Here is a 15,649-nt window from a genome sequence, read left to right as displayed (position 1 = left end):
TTAGTCATCTCCTTTTATACGATAGTACTCATTGCCCCTGATATTCTCATGGACAAGATTTTTTCTTGGTTCAGGTTCAAGGTAGTGTATTTTATCCAGACCTTTTTCAAGGATAGACTTGATGCTCTTGTATCTGACAGTGCCGCTCTCCAGAACCATACGGCATGCCTTCTCAAGTCTTTCCGGCTGGTAATATTTCGAAAGCTTAATGACACCCATACAGCTCTTGTAAGCCTGTTCCGGAAACTGCCTGCTGTCAATAATGGCATCTATTGCTTTGGCGGTGTACGCTCCTGCGGCCTTTGATGCCCACTTATTAATTCTTTCAGGCGTCCAGCCTGAAGCAACGAACTGATGGTTGGGCGGCATGTGGGCTTTAGAGGTAGCGTAGTAGCCATACTTAAAAGACCTGGGGTGTGATGCTATGCATTTATTCTTATGTATTATCTGAACTATCCTGCTGTTGTATTTGATATCTACAGTTTCACCCATAAGCCGCCATGGGACACTGTAGTGAGTATCTCCTACCTGCACATGATAGTTGAAGCTCACCTTGGCCTTCTTCCAGCTGTACTGTTCGAACCTTTCAGAGGGAAGTGGTTTCAGCGCAGGCTGGTCTAATCCTTTGAACAGCTGTCTGCGGGATGACTTCATATGCTGCATGGGTCTGGCGTTAAGATTTACAAGCTCTTCCGCCACTGCGCTGTTGAGTTCCTGTATGCTGTTAAATGTGTGGTTACGGAGTACAGCAAGGATACGGCGCTGAACGTTAAGTACGCCGTTCTCTACCTTCCCCTTATCCTTTGGTTTACCTGGTCTTGCGGGGACAACTGCTATGCCGTAATGCGCTGCCATGTCTGCGTAGCCGGGATTTATATCAGGGTCGTAAAAGCATGGGGACGTTACTCCGGACTTAAGATTATCCGGCACTATGCATTCAGGAACGCCGCCGAAGAAATCGAACATCTTTACATGGGCTTCTATCCAGAACTCTTTCGTCTGGTCAGGAACACATACCGCATAAGTGTATGAACTTGCTCCTAAGGTCGCTACAAAGAGATCTACTGATGTCACCTCGCCTGTTATTGGATTTACGATCTCAGGCTTGTAACCGGAGAAGTCTACAAATACCTTCTCGCCTGCTTTATGATTAAACCGCATCGTCGGATTAATCTTTTTACTCCACTGCTGATAGTGGTAAGAGAATTGGGAACGGCTGTAGCCTCCGGGATTCTCACGGATATACTCTTCCCAGAGAAGCTGAAGAGTCACCCCTTTCCGCTTAAGCTCTTTGCAAAGATACTCCATATCCGGCATGGGGCGGGAGTATACGGGCTGATCTGGTTCCTTGGGGTAAAAGATTGACTCAAGCTCCTCATCCGGAAGCTCGGCAAAGGTTTCATAAGGAATGCCTGAATCTATGTATTTGTTGATGCATCCGCCTGCTGTCGTCGGTGATACATTACAGGCTTTGGCTATCTGACGGTTGCTGAGACCGCCTAAGTCATGAAGGCGGATTACTTCACGAAGATATTTCATTGTTAACCTTCCTTTCTTGTGTCGTCGCATCTGTCTCTCCTGTTTTTGAGACAGATTCTATAGGCTCGGAAGATTAACGTAAAATTCAATTCAAATCATAAAACGGGACACAAATGTAAATCCGGTAGCTGCGCTTAAGTGTCCAGTCATTTCCGGATTCACTGTCCAGTCAATTCCGGATTGAGTGTCCAATCAATTCCGGAAATGGTGTCCAATTAAAACCGGATTGCCTGTCCAATCAGCACCGGATTTCGCAGCTATGGCAGAGTTCAGTTCCTGCACGGTGTTAAACAATCTGTTTCTGAGCTTTGCAAGTACCCATCTCTGTATCCCCTGAACTGCCTGTTCTACCTTTGCTTTGTCCTGAGGTTTCGCAGGTCTGGCAGGGATGACTGCACAACCGTAATACTTAGCCATGTCTGAGTAGCTGCTGTTGACCGTAAGAACATCTCTGGTGTGTTTAGTTACTGCTGATTTCAGATTATCCGGCACTACGGTCTTTGAAACTGCACCGTAATATTCAAATGCGAGACTATGAGACAGGATGAATGATTCTTTCTTCTGGCTTTCTGTTGCATGTACGAACACAGCTCCCGATGCTCCAAGAGCTGATACAAAGATCTGTGCCTCACTCACTTCTCCTGTATAGCGGTCTACTATATCCATTGTCAGGCCGGAATAGTCTACGAACATTATTTCACCGGCGTTGTATATCTGGCGCATGGTCGGACTTAGACGGGATATGTGTTTCTTGCAGTACTCTTTGAACTGAGTGTAGTTATAGCCGTCGGGATGGACTGATTTATACTCCTGCCATAACAGAAGCCATGTGACACCCTTGCGTCGTTTCTCTCTGGCGATATAATCCAGATCCGGCATAGGGAAGGTTCGGTTCAAAGACATTGACCTTTCTGGAAAGAGACGGCTGTACAGCTCATCTTCGGATACTGAAGACAACTCCTCAGCCTTAAGGCCTGTTATACGGAAACGGTTCACATAGTCTGATACCGTTGACTTAGGGATTCCGGTGGATACCGATATCTGACGGATGGAAAGCTGGTTTATGTATCTTAGGCGTATTACCTCTTTGATCTCGCTCATTGTTAACCTCGTCATATTTGCCTCCAACTTATTATTGGAGGACAGTTTAAAGGTTAACCTTGCTGGCGGGAAGTGTCCGAGCTCCGCTACGCTGTCCGAAGGCCGATACAGTGTCCGGCGAGCGCTACAGTGTCCGAGCACCGATAGACTGTCCGGCGGCCGCTATGGTGTCCGAATGTTTCCGCTACGGTGTCCGACGGGAAAACGCTACGCTGTCCGAGTCACGCCGCTACGAGCACTCTGTGGTTTTGCCACGTTCAAGTCGCATTCTTTTAACATTATCAGAAACACGCTTTAAGAAATCCTGATATTCATCCATCAAGCAACCTCACATTGCCTGATTATCTTCTACTTGTATCTTGATTACATTTTCCCATAGGTAAATATTTTCCTTGAGGTAAATAGCAGATATTGGTATTTTGACTACAAATTATTATTTGGAGGATTGTATGAGAAGACTTTGGCTTACACTTTTCTTTTTATTTGCGGGGATTGCTCTCTATGGTTGTGGAGGAACTGGAGCACAGTTTAGCATGCTGAATGCTCTAGGCCCAAATCCATCAAAGGAAAGACAGCTTGATAATTCTACTTTAAGAGAAAAACTCGCCAATATAGGCAGTGTGAAGTATTTGTATGCTTCTTTTCCTGTTGAGTTTATAAACTTTGCAGATAATCAAACAGCCATAGAAGCCGATGGTCAATGGATTGGCTTTATTAATGCAGAGCTTTTTAAAATCTGTGACAGTGTTGCCGGCAAAAGTGTAGCTGATAAAGTTATCACTGATTCTTTTACAGGAAAGCAAACCATACAAAAGGTGGAGCCTGATACAAAATCGAAGAATTGGCAATGCTATGGCGGTAACTTAGATTTTGCTGTTGAGACAATTATTGCGAAAAGACCAAGGCGGCTTAATCAGGAGGATGTTCAGGAGTATAGGTATTTAATGGTTCTGACCAGCGCAAAGTCAGGCAAACCTGTCTTATCAAATTTTCAGTACAATATTATGAATAAGTTTGAGAACTCTGACAAACCGAAGACACTTGAAGGGTTCTTGAATATCAAATTTGGTATTGTGGACGGTAAAGCCGTTACTCATGTAAGACACCTTGATGATGGCTCAATGTATCAGAGATATAATTACGAGATTGAAAATGTTACTGATATAGATGAAGACCTTGGCGTAATATATGACCTGAATGCCTACTGCACATATAAGGGTGGTAATCTAAAATCAGTCAAAGGTTATAATAAAAGCGATATTGAGGCTAGCCTATTCCCAAAAGATGCTGTTTTTCAATGCCTTTCACCATCAGAGCCTTTTTACGTGTCATTTTGCAGTTCAATTGACCCCTCTGATTTGCAGGTTAATTGACCCCCTCTCTCCTTAATTTTTGTTTACGTCATCTTCCTTTTTAAATCAACTTTTTTCTGGATTTAATTTTTCTATAGCTCTCACCCTCAATGACAACTCTGTATGCATTATGCACCAACCTGTCGAGTGCCGAGTTTGCGAGAATCGGGTCATGGAATAGTTCCAGCCATTCATCCGTATCCCTGTTGCTTGTGATCACAGTAGATGCTCTCCCGTACCTTTCCACAACAATCTCATAGAAGTCAGTAGACTGTTGTTCATTCAATGCCTTCAGTCCGAAGTCATCTATAATAAGCATATCGGGAGTAATAAATCCAAGCAGAGCCTTCTCATAGGAGTAGTCAGCTCTGGACTGCTGCAGTCTTTTAAAAAGTTTCTCTGCTCTGACCATCAGGACTTTTTTACCTCTTCGCACAGCAGCGTGGGCCAATGCATTTGCCAGATATGTTTTACCAACACCGACAGGTCCGCACAGCATCACGTTATCTTTTTCCTCAATAAAATTCAGACCGAACAGTCCTTTGATCATTTCTCTGTCTACCTGCACCGGAGCGTCGAAGTCATATCTCTCCAGTGTCTCAAAGGGGTTAATACCAGCTTTTTTCATTTGATTATCCACCTGGTTATGAAGACGCCTGTCCACTTCATCCTGCATTACCAACTCAAGAAACTCTGCATATGTCAGGTGCTGCTGTTTGGCATAAGCCATCCGTTCCGGTAAAGTAGCCAGTATTCCCGACAGCCTTAGTTTTTTTACTGTCTGTTTCAGTTCATTTGATAGTGTCATCGTGACCTCCTTCGTAGAAATAGTTTTTATTGCGTGTAAATTTAGCGGGTTTCAGCACTTTACAGGAAGATTTTTCTACCTCATTATTCTGCATAGAGAGCTCAATTATATTTACTACTCTGTACACATTGATGAGGTCGAAGCTTACTGCCCGCTGACATGCCTGCTCCATACGACCATGACCATATTTATCAGCATCCCGGATGAGTTTCTGAGCCTGCCTTAGATTCTGCCATGGGAAGTCACCGGATAGCAGACGCTCCATAAATTCTCCGCAGTAGAAACCTACTTCTTTAGCCTTATAAATATGATATTCACAGCTCTTCATGGTGTATCCACGTTTCTCTTCAGGATAGTCACTGGTGTCTGTTGAGCGTTTACCTTTTTTCATACGACTATGCACCTTTATCTGCTGCTCTTTGTGGTAAATGCGAACCAGCTTGCTGTCCAGCCTTACAGAAACCTCTTTGCCTATGTATACAGTGGGGACAGAATAAAGAGCGCTTTGAATACGGATATGATGGTCTGGATGCACTTTGCAGGTTCCCCAGAAAGGTACATCGTAACGCTCCTGTTCCAGAGGGAGCAGATTCGCCTGCTCTTCCATATCAAATACAATGCGGGGATGCTTTTTAGTTGTGCCATGTATACGCATGCCGGAGACAGTTCTGCACCAGGCATCTGCTGCTTCCTGTGCATGGGAAAGGCTCCTGAATGTCTCTCCTTTAAAGAAGTTATCTCTGACATATGATACATTTCTTTCAACTTTAGGCTTGTCTTTCGGAGCAACTGCCCTTGCAGGGTCTATGATAAATCCACGGTAACAAGCATACTCATAAAAGTAGCGGTTGAACTGCGCATCATAACGGTCTGCCTTATCTATGGCTGTCTTCATGTTGTCGACAATCACTTTCGCAGGAACACCGCCGAAGAATTCCCAGGCTGATTCCAGACCGGTGATTACTTCCTGGAATTTCATGCTATGGCAAAGGTGAACATACTGATAGCGGCTGTAAGGCAAAGTCACTATCAATGCATGGACCACACGCCTTCTGTCTGTCTCAGGGTCATATAAAAGCCCCAGACGACCGAAATCAACCTCTGCGTATTCGCCTGGAGCAGTTTCAGGCATGCGGACTGTGTTGTGCTTAAAGAAACCAAGATCTTCATGAAGGTAGCGGCGCAGTGTGTCATAGCTTACAGAAACACCATGACGCTTAAGAAGAGAATGAATCTTGGTCATAGTGAGGCGCTCTTCACTCAGCCAGTGTTCCAGTTTCTCTTTGTATGGAATAAGAACTTTACGGCACTCACTGACTGGGCGAGAACCGTCTCCGTATACTTTGCGGTAGACACCGTATGCGATCTCCTCCAGTGGTGGCTCACTGTCACTTTCGAAACCCAAAGTGACAGCCAGTTCTATGTATTTCCTGATGGTGTTTCTAGACATCTTGCGAGCCTTGGCGATCGTCTTAAAGCCGTCGCCATGCTTTCTGCGTCGTAGAATATCCAGGATGTCGTGCATGTGGTACTCCTTTCGCATTCAATTTCTCCATAGTTATTTTCTATGGAGGCATTATACAAAGGAGAGATTTTTACAAAACTTTTTACAAAAGCTGACACCACAGAGGGGTCAATTGAATTGCAAATATGGGGGGTCAATTCAGCTGCAAATATTTGCCGCCAGGGGGGTCAATTGAACTGCAAAATCACATTTACGCAAAGATTAAGCACATTTATGGGACAAGCAGATACGAACTATTTGTAAAAGAGGGGATAATTGAGGATATACCCGTCAAAAAAGAAACCATAAATGAAGAAATACCTGCTGAGCAGGGAACAAATTCTCAAACTGATCTCAATGCTTCATTAAGTGAAATGCTTAAACAGAAGTTTGCCTCTCAAATGAGCAACGCAAACCTCAGCGGATCCAGTCTGCTTCAGGTCGTTAGTAAATCTGTGCCTCATGCTGTGATGGATACACCAGAAAATAGTTTAGATATATACTGGGTTACAGAAAATGGAGCGTGTGAGAATCTAGCAATTGTTGCTACTTCGAAAATGTCTAAAAATGTTGTATCAATTGAAAATTATCTGAGATGCAGCGGAAAAATTAAACAGCTGCCAAACACTCCACTGCCTGTTGTGTTACCTGACAGTCTCAAGTCAAAGGAATCAGATTTTATCCAGCAAATCAAAAACTCTGGCAGTATCGTATTCTACGATACCTTGTCAGGCATAACTGCACTTGGAAGAAAAGACCGAGACACATGTTCATCAACACTCTTTTATATTAAAAACAATTCATTACTCCATGTAGCTAATGGTGGATGCTAAAATACCATAATATTCAGTGCCCTCATAACGGGGGCACTTCATTTGTCTGATTCACAGACATCATTTCGCATTTCTCTAGGATATTCAAATATGTCTCAACATTTCCTGCATTATTGGTTCAATGCCAATATCACCATGCGCAACTTCTACAAACTCTGCAAAGATATGGACCGGGAATTTCATTTTGCTGTAGAGGGTAAAGAACACAAATAAGCTTAGTTAGCTCTATATAGTGTTTTTATGGAATAGTGTTGAGGTATCACAATCAGAACATTCAAGAAAAAACCTCTCCTTTTCTTTCCTCACCCGAAGTTGTTTACCACAAGCAGAGCAGTTTTCCCGGATAGACGTATTGCCTTCGCAGTCGGAACATTTCAGATAATACCCATATTTACCATATAGAACCTCAACTATAGTTCCATTACAGTGTTTGCAGACGGGGAATGATTTGCTGACTGAGCATTCTGTTTTCGCCTTATTCACAGCTCCTGAAGGGGCTGAGCTATTGACAGGTGTATGATTATTAATTAGGAATTGAGAAATTCTCTCTCTTGCAGATTTACCGAGAATATATGGTCCCAGAGAAAGGCTCAGAGCACTATTCTTCTTCCTATACCAATCTATGATCTCACGAATCCTTTCAACCGCTCTATCTGCCTTACAAACATACTCCAATTCATCAAGGGTATTTTGCGGACGATTAATGATACCGGCGTCGGAAATGGCTACAACTACATGGATTGGCATTTTGTCGAACGTCAACTGTATACCAAGCAGTTTCTTCAGCAGAACCTCTGTGTGCGGCTCCAGATAGCGACTCAGAAACTCCGCCTGCCGTTTTGCCTGAAGTACAGGCGAAGGCATGCCTTTACTGGCTCCATCAAATAGCCGACTCCACTCACCATGCTCGTTAATAGTCACCTGCGAAGTGACGCTTTTGCTTTCAATGATAATCACACCAAACTCATGCAAAAGGAGGTGGTCAATCTGGGCAGCATCATCCCCCATCAGGAGGCGTATACTGTTAAGCACCAACACATTCGGATCATCACCAAATGCACGCTTTAGATAAAAGGCCATCTGTTTTTCAGCAGCCAAACCTGCCTGAGAGAATTTATCAGTCGCCTTTACTTCCTCAATATCCTTAACAATCACCTACCCCTCCATGATCAAGCGTAATGTGATCTCTTCACAACACAATAATACCCTAAAGCAGTTATAATTATAAGATTAATTGAGCTTTTTAGAAATAAACATCGCCCAGTTCTGTGAGGGTACAACATAAACACATTAGGCAAGATCCTGAACTAAGGCACAGCATTCAAGCTGTGAAAGACGGTAATGCCAAAATAATCATGCGTAACTTCTACAAGCTATGCAAAGATATGGACTGGGGATTTTATTTTGCGGTTATGGGCAAAGAAACTAATTAACAGTAGCCATCACCCAATCCTTTCATAAGGGTAATTACCTTTAATATTTCTGTGTAAGTAAGATCCTACTGAATCAGCACTAAGCAGTCCTTCATATTCAAAAACCGGAACCCCTTTATACGTATATAAAGAACCATCATTAAATCTAATGAATAAGACCTCAGTGTTTGCATCATGTCCAATTTCTGCAACATTTGAAGAAGCAACAGGAACCATTTCTGGAATACTCATTTTTATCTCCTCTCGAGTTGTTTGTTACGCCAATTCACAACTAACTGTTTATAATCTTCAATATTAGATTCAATATCTAATTTCCACATTTCTGTTACCTCTGGATCTGAACTTTTTGGTGACCTTGCAGATTTATAAAATTGAACTCTAGATGGTATTTTCACCGCTTCTCCAGATATAATTCCTTCGCCAGTTCTTAAGCTAGGTAATAGATCAATTAATGTTTGCAATTCATCTTGAATGGCTGAACGAATATGTCCTCTGTCTTTAGCATTATTCATTCGAAGCGCAACGACTGTTCCACATTGACTCAAAACAGTTTCATCAATTTCTGATGGGCGTTGTGTAGCCAATAATAGGCCTACTCCATACTTCCGTCCTTCTTTAGCAATTGTTTGAACTGTCCTTGATGCATACGAATTGAGTCCCGACTTCAAATAATTATGAGCTTCCTCAAGAACTATCAATAAAGGCTGCTGCCTCCCTCCAATTGAAAAGTTTTGCCCCCAAAATAGTGCATCATAAATTATATTAAGCAGAGTCCCAGATATAGAAGTCATTATTTCTGCTGGAACCCCAGAGAGGTCTAAGATTGTTACAGTTTTATCACCACAAAGCCAATCATGTAGCAAGTCACTCAGATCTTTCTCACATCCGTCCTCTTTATCATACGAATAAGGCCCAGGTTTAAATAAAAAACTATACCTACTATCCTTCAGTTTATTTCTCATGCTGTCTAAAAAAGTTAGTATTCCTTTCGCTTGAAAATTTAAATATGGGGCAGCACTACCTGTAGATGCTGGAGGATACTCATTGGAAGTCAAATTAACCTTATTTCCTTCGCTAATTAACTCACATACAGAATCAGGCTGACGGCTAACACTTAGAGTCCTTCTTTCAAAGTCATCAAGCTCAAACCATATATCTTTGATATCAAAAGGTATTGGAGTATCTGCAGTGATTATTTCATTCTGAATATTTAAATTGGAACTTTCATTTGCATGAATTTTTGCATTCAGAATCTTCTCTCTGATATGCTCGACATTTGGATCAGTTAGATGTCCAGAAAATATGCTCATTAATTCTTTAAATGGGAGAGCCCAATATGGCACGTACAGATTTTGGTTTTCGGAATTTGCACCTACTCTATACACGCGACTGTTTTGACCCAATGCACTATTATATTCGCCATGAGGATCTATAACTAAAATTCTCGACCGAGGAAAATCTTTCTCAATAATAGCATTAAGAATCACTGAAACAGTATTAGATTTTCCACTTCCAGTAGAACCAAGTACAGCACAATGCCTAGAGACTAGTTTATCAAGATCTAATTTTGCCTTAAGACTTTCGGAAAAGCTTATATTCCCAATGCTAATTGATTTTTCAGGGGAAAAGCCTCCATATATAATATCCAGATCTTCCAAAGTCACAAAATGTACTTTGTCCCCTGTTGTAGGCGTTTGAGAAACTCCTCGCTCAAAATAGCCTGCAACTTGCTCTCCAACAAGAGATACTCTTAGCCATTGATGGTTCTCTAAGTTGTCGAAGTTTTCTTTCATTTTCTCTAAAAGAGCTTCAGGAATAGCGTCTGATCCAATTTGAGTCACAATTCCAATTAAATTAGTATAGCCTAATGGGATTTTCATAAATGACCCTATTTGACCAAACCTATAAACAACCCCGTTAATGATAGGCATGTTTGACTTAACTTTATTGTTTAACTTAACGGAAATAACATTACCATTTACACTAGCAACTTCCCCAACTTCAGTATAGCTCTTCATATATCATCTCTTTTTGAGTTATAATGAGCTAAGGTCATATTTTTCAGAAACAAAATAAGTTTACTAAAATCTACGATGGTAAGCTCACCTTCTCCACTCCAAACTTCATTTCCCTTCATCTCCGTATTTAATGTATCACTCAGAATTGGAGCATCCTCATCGAAATATACATTCAGAGCCAAAGTTTTATTATGATCAGGTTCTTTTAGCAACTTCCACTTACCGAACCTGCACCCTATAACTGCACTTCTGTTAGAGTATATTGAGATTTTATTATTATTTAATGCTAATTTTGCAACATCACTTTCTTCATTAAATTCTTCGTCATAAAGTAAAGCGATTAAATTTGCACCATCTGAATATTGTAAGCCTGAAATTATTCTTTCATTTACATGCTCATCTCCAAAAGAATAACCACAAGTTATAAGAACTGAATCTTCTTGCTTCATAAAACTATACAGGCGATCAATTAATGTGCCATAAGGTTGTTTTTTGGAGTTCGTATATTTCAATACTGATGGATATATTAATAAACCATCATCGATTCCTGATGTCCTAATAAATTTCTTTGAGTCAATATCATAAGACAAGCCCAAAGAGCCGTGCAGCTTCCAAAGTTTAGTTTGTTTTGGTAAATATTGGAAATCACTAACAAAATCGGAACAAAAGAAAGGCTTGTAACTACCGACAAAACCATCAAAATACGGGAGATTATGATACTCTAATCCTATTTCGAATAGGTAATCATAATTGGTTGTAAAGATTTCCACAGGATATTTTCTATCAGCAATACTCAACCATTCTGCAAAGTCCGTTTGAACTTGTTCTATAGCTTCTACATCCTCGTGGATACTTACAATCTTGCATATTTCATCTTTTGTTTTAATGATCAAAGATTCAAATCCTGATCTATTGAGCCCATTAAGTGTCCCAGTGCCAATAACTTCGTGCTTTTGCTCAAGCTTGGTAAGAAATGACTCAATATTAAAACTATGCTCCTCTGCTACTATTTCTTCAGTTATATTTTCAATCGCTAATTTAAATGTTTCATCATTAATTTCATCTAGAACAGTTGCAGTCATTTCCTTTACAGCAGGAATTGTCCTGGAGCGATCATTTTTTGATGCTAAAGAAGAACCCGCACCAAATAGAAAACCAATTTTCTTTTTGTCGTTATTCAATAGTGATTGCAGGCCCTTGATATAATCAGATGGGTCATGTGAAAATCCCACGCATCCACCTCCATACTTTATATAGATTATATCTTAATATGATTGTTAAATCAAAAAACAATGACACAAGTCGAAAACTTAATCACAGACGAAACCCACTTGTTGTATAATAATCAACAAGTTAATATATTTACAGCATTTAAAGTAGTACATTCAGTTTATTTTATTCGGAGGGTGTAATAATACTAAGTGATGCTATCTCACAATATATGCTCTGAAAGCAACCACCTATTCTGATATATAATCAAGCTTATTGATAAAGTTTGTGTCAGATGGCTTTGATATTTATGACAAGTCTAGAGACATATACTTAAACGAATTTTTCAAAGATGAAATATTGGGGAATTAGCACAACAAAACTCTAAAATCACCAAAACACTAAAGAAACATATAATACGTAGTACTTTGTTGTATTAGAAGCTATAAAATAGTCACTTTATTAATTAAATATCAGCCATCAATATGACCGTTTATTTATTGTACTTCATCACAAAATTTAGCTTTTTCTCATCATGGCTTCTTTTACTAGTAGAATAGTGTCATAGATCAATTTATACGATTTATCAGCATATCTTTGATCTGGATGTTTTTTTATAAGATCAATTGTCTTAATAAGCTCATTAACAACAGGATCTGAAAATGAGTTGAGTTGTTGTAATAACTGAGAGATAGAGCCTTCAGCAAAAAACAGTGCATACATCATGTCATCTGAATAAAAAAAGCTCTCGCCTGAATATGAAAAAGACCCTTTAAGAGCAGAATAATATTTCTCCCCCTCTAGATTATTAGCCGCATTTACAACATCCTTCTCCATGACATCATCAATAGGGACAAATTGAATTTGCTCTTCTCTCATATTATGAAACTCTTCCATACTCGGACCACCGTTATGTTCCCAGTCAAACACCTCATCACTTGTTGCTTCATACTCAGAACTTAGCTCAATTGGCAAAGAACTCTCTACATCATTAACAATTTCTTCATTAAGAATACAAAGAGACAAAAAATCAAACTTAAATTCATACAGCTTTAGAAAATTGATAACATTGAGAAATGGCGTCTGCAAGAAAGATAGTCTCATCTGTTCACAAGTCTTATTTATTATATTTATGAAGTTGTTTTTAATAACTACCCCTGAATCAGAAAACTGTAACAATGCATCAATAGAATACTTCGTACTGGTGTTGTATACGTTAATTTTTTCTAGAAGTGGCTTAAAGAAAATATCCGACACACCTGACCTTATAAACAAATTTCTAAAACGTTCGGAATCTTCCAGGTTGAGAAGGTTCAAATATTCGAAAAGAATATCGTACAAAGTATTAAAAGAGAGTGAATAGCATTCTAATAACTTAATAATTTTTTCTGGAGCAGGTAATAATTTACCTTGCTCCACTTTCGTTACATATGATTGTGAAATATTTGCTTTGATCGCTAGTTCAGACTGTTTTAAACCGAGCTTCTTCCTTTCTTCTAACAAAAGGTTACCTAAGTTTGTACCCATATAAGTATCTCCCTAAGCCAAATATTACCACATATTACTACATAGTCAATATATTAATTACGAATAAAACATACTTGACACACACTCAAAACACGACTATATTTCCACAATATTACTGTACGTAATAAATAAGAATACGACAGGAGTCTACATGTACAAACCAATTCAGAACCCGACCCAACTTGAATTTCCAGAAGAGTGTTTAAAGGAAGAGCTAGTCCATGACGTAAAAGAGATTGCAGACAGCAAATCTACCGAGCTTGCTGCAGTCATGCTTTGCTTTTTGGTTATCAGTGGTAACTTAGTCGGTGCACAGCACCTTGCTGCAATCAAATTTGATTATCTGGTAACGAATAATCTTTTCATGTACTTCCTCGGGATTAGCGGATCAAGCAAATCAGTTGTCACAAGCTTCTTTATGAAACTAGTAAATCGTTTAGAAAGAACAATTAACTCTAGACAAAAAGAACGAGTTGAACTCTACCTAAGCAGTTGTACTTATGAAAAGCTTATTGATCTGCTTCACATGACAATTCAAGGAATACTCTTGTTTAGAGATGAAGGCATTGGCTTGTTATCTGAAATGGGGATGTATTCCAGCAAAGGCAGTGAGGCATACAAGTCACTTCTCAATCAATCATTTTCAGGAGGAGAATTCAAGCGTAGCACTATAAATTCTGGCACTAAACTAGTTGATTACAATATTATTTCATTAGTAATGAACGGAACACCTGATTCTACTAGAGAAATACTTTCTAGTGCCGACATGCACTCTGGATTTATACAAAGGATTCTCTTTTTTAATTTTCCAAATACTATACGCCTGTATTCAGAAGCTCAGTTATCTCCTGAAACACAAAATAAGTTTTACAGCATATTCGAAACATTAGTCGATAATCGAGCAGAAACAGAAACAATCACTCCACTTAATGATGATGCTAAAGAACTTTGGATTTCGTGGGAAAAAACAATTGGCAATAAAATGGAGTATAACGTTTATGGTATTAAACACTTCAATGAGTTCCTATCTAAACACAGACCAACTCCTGTCAAAATCGCTTCTATCTTATTCCACATTTACAATGCCATGGGAGATTCTCGCACCAAAATCGATGCAGAGCTCATTACAGCAGGTATAAAGATAACAGACTATCTTATTGCCCATACAGCTTACACTTGGGAAATCTTCACAGCCAAAAAGCGTTCTCAAAAGAATGATCTATTAGATTTAGCTCTAATAAATGTTCTAGAGCAAATACGTACTGAAGAGCTCATAGAGTTCATGCAGGTAAAAGATATCACAGAGCGACTTAACAGATTTGTCTGTGACCAATTAGGTATCAATAACAAATACAAAGAAAATGTCGTCGGCAGTAAGCTGAAAAGCCTAGGATTAGTCCCTGAAAAGAAGACACCAGGCATGTTTTATTACATAGATATGAACGTCCTTGCTGAAGCCAGATGCAATTTATAGACATGCAGGTCCATGCAGACACATGCACTCAAGAACAGTCGCAAACATCATAAATATCAATATGTTGCACACATGCAGGCAAGCAACAAGAATAAGGAGGTAAAATGAACGATATATCAGGTCAAAACGAGCTACAGCAATGTGATAACTCTAACAGCAACGTCGCTATGGACAACTCCCACTTACAGCAATTACTCAAAAAAGCTTTAAAGCTTATACCAGAATCAGATGAACAAATGCGTTCACACGCTATAGAGTTCATAAAGCTATTCCCAGGAAGCCCTCATGAAGCCATATCTGCCTTTAAAAAATATGGGATATATGTCGTTGAACTTGAAGTAGCATACAAGCTTTACCTCATGTCTCCTGCTCATTTTGACAGTACACAGTCTGAACTCATTGACATACTCTACAGGGCACGAGCAATGAATATTTCAGACAATACAACTCTGGAAATATTCGAGGATAGTGTCAGCTCATTTTTATCATACAAAAGAGCTCTCTCAGCGTTCAAGCAGTTAGTACGGGATTATGATATCCAAATATTCCTTAACAACATCACCGATGACCTTGTGGAAAAGATGAATTCGATCATGCAACAAAACGCCAACACGACAAATACAAGGTGGCTCAGCTTCAAAGATGCGTGCAAATACGCAGGCAAAGGCAAGAACTGGCTTCTAGAAAGGTTATCAAATGGTGATATTTTCGGCTACCAAGAAGTCAGTCTGAACGGCAACAACGGCAAATGGGTCGTTGATAGCACATCCATTGACAACTACTACCTTAGAGACCAGATAGCTTTCGAAAGTAAGCTTAACAGCATAATTAAAAAAGTATCTTAGGAGGAA

13 protein-coding genes are annotated in these 15,649 nt (G+C 39.8%); 4 read left to right on the top strand and 9 right to left on the bottom strand.

Annotated elements, in window-relative coordinates:
* Positions 1-1,569, bottom strand: coding sequence for an IS21 family transposase (gene istA, locus DACET_RS03580; protein ID WP_013009593.1), 1,569 nt, complete (start codon positions 1,567-1,569; stop codon positions 1-3).
* Between the two features lie 162 nt (positions 1,570-1,731).
* Positions 1,732-2,655 (bottom strand): IS21 family transposase, encoded by a 924-nt coding sequence (gene istA / locus DACET_RS03575; RefSeq protein ID WP_244392563.1) that lies wholly within the window; start codon positions 2,653-2,655, stop codon positions 1,732-1,734.
* 434 nt (positions 2,656-3,089) lie between these two features.
* Between istA (DACET_RS03575) and DACET_RS03570 the strand changes: the two genes are divergently transcribed.
* Positions 3,090-4,013 carry a hypothetical protein gene (locus tag DACET_RS03570; RefSeq protein ID WP_013010035.1) on the top strand — a complete coding sequence of 308 codons (924 nt, stop codon included), beginning with the start codon at positions 3,090-3,092 and terminating at the stop codon, positions 4,011-4,013.
* 40 nt (positions 4,014-4,053) lie between these two features.
* Here DACET_RS03570 and istB read toward each other — a convergent pair whose 3' ends face one another.
* Together istB and istA (DACET_RS03560) are read right to left on the bottom strand one after the other, a co-directional pair.
* Positions 4,054-4,800, bottom strand: coding sequence for an IS21-like element helper ATPase IstB (istB, locus tag DACET_RS03565; RefSeq protein WP_013009614.1), 747 nt, complete (start codon positions 4,798-4,800; stop codon positions 4,054-4,056).
* On the bottom strand, positions 4,784-6,325 hold the full coding sequence (gene istA / locus DACET_RS03560) for an IS21 family transposase (RefSeq protein ID WP_013009613.1): 1,542 nt from the start codon (positions 6,323-6,325) through the stop codon (positions 4,784-4,786). Before istA (DACET_RS03560) ends, istB begins: the two co-directional genes overlap by 17 nt.
* Positions 6,326-6,450: 125 nt before the next feature.
* Here istA (DACET_RS03560) and DACET_RS03555 point away from each other — a divergent pair, with 125 nt between their 5' ends.
* Positions 6,451-7,137, top strand: a complete 687-nt coding sequence (locus DACET_RS03555; RefSeq protein ID WP_013010034.1) for a hypothetical protein — start codon at positions 6,451-6,453, stop codon at positions 7,135-7,137.
* Positions 7,138-7,362: 225 nt separating this feature from the next.
* On the opposite strand, the gene DACET_RS03550 is transcribed toward DACET_RS03555, so the two are convergent.
* From DACET_RS03550 to DACET_RS15365, 5 genes are all read right to left on the bottom strand, one after another.
* A complete protein-coding gene (locus DACET_RS03550) occupies positions 7,363-8,292 on the bottom strand; it encodes a nuclease-related domain-containing protein (RefSeq protein ID WP_013010033.1) in 930 nt (309 codons plus the stop codon).
* A 287-nt stretch (positions 8,293-8,579) separates the two neighbouring features.
* Entirely contained in the window at positions 8,580-8,801 is a 222-nt protein-coding gene (locus DACET_RS03545) for a KTSC domain-containing protein (RefSeq protein WP_013010032.1), read from the bottom strand.
* Positions 8,802-8,803: 2 nt separating this feature from the next.
* Complete coding sequence (locus DACET_RS03540) at positions 8,804-10,588, bottom strand: ATP-binding protein (protein WP_013010031.1); 1,785 nt, start codon at positions 10,586-10,588, stop codon at positions 8,804-8,806.
* Entirely contained in the window at positions 10,585-11,820 is a 1,236-nt protein-coding gene (locus DACET_RS03535; RefSeq protein ID WP_013010030.1) for an SIR2 family protein, read from the bottom strand. The genes DACET_RS03540 and DACET_RS03535 overlap by 4 nt, the downstream gene beginning before the upstream one ends.
* A gap of 496 nt (positions 11,821-12,316) precedes the next feature.
* The gene (locus DACET_RS15365; protein WP_013010029.1) at positions 12,317-13,324 is read right to left on the bottom strand and encodes a helix-turn-helix domain-containing protein; all 1,008 of its coding nucleotides are present in this window, start codon (positions 13,322-13,324) and stop codon (positions 12,317-12,319) included.
* Positions 13,325-13,475: 151 nt separating this feature from the next.
* Between DACET_RS15365 and DACET_RS03525 the strand changes: the two genes are divergently transcribed.
* Both DACET_RS03525 and DACET_RS03520 read left to right on the top strand, forming a co-directional pair.
* Positions 13,476-14,798 (top strand): DUF3987 domain-containing protein, encoded by a 1,323-nt coding sequence (locus DACET_RS03525; protein WP_013010028.1) that lies wholly within the window; start codon positions 13,476-13,478, stop codon positions 14,796-14,798.
* 104 nt (positions 14,799-14,902) lie between these two features.
* Positions 14,903-15,643: a hypothetical protein gene (locus tag DACET_RS03520; RefSeq protein ID WP_013010027.1), complete on the top strand. Its 741-nt coding sequence runs from the start codon at positions 14,903-14,905 to the stop codon at positions 15,641-15,643.
* Positions 15,644-15,649 lie beyond the last annotated feature (6 nt).

It is taken from the genome of Denitrovibrio acetiphilus DSM 12809, from assembly GCF_000025725.1.
GTDB classification, from domain to species: Bacteria; Chrysiogenota; Deferribacteres; order Deferribacterales; family Geovibrionaceae; genus Denitrovibrio; species Denitrovibrio acetiphilus.
Note: the sequence above shows the minus strand (reverse complement) of the source record. Positions and strands in the feature narration are given on the sequence as shown.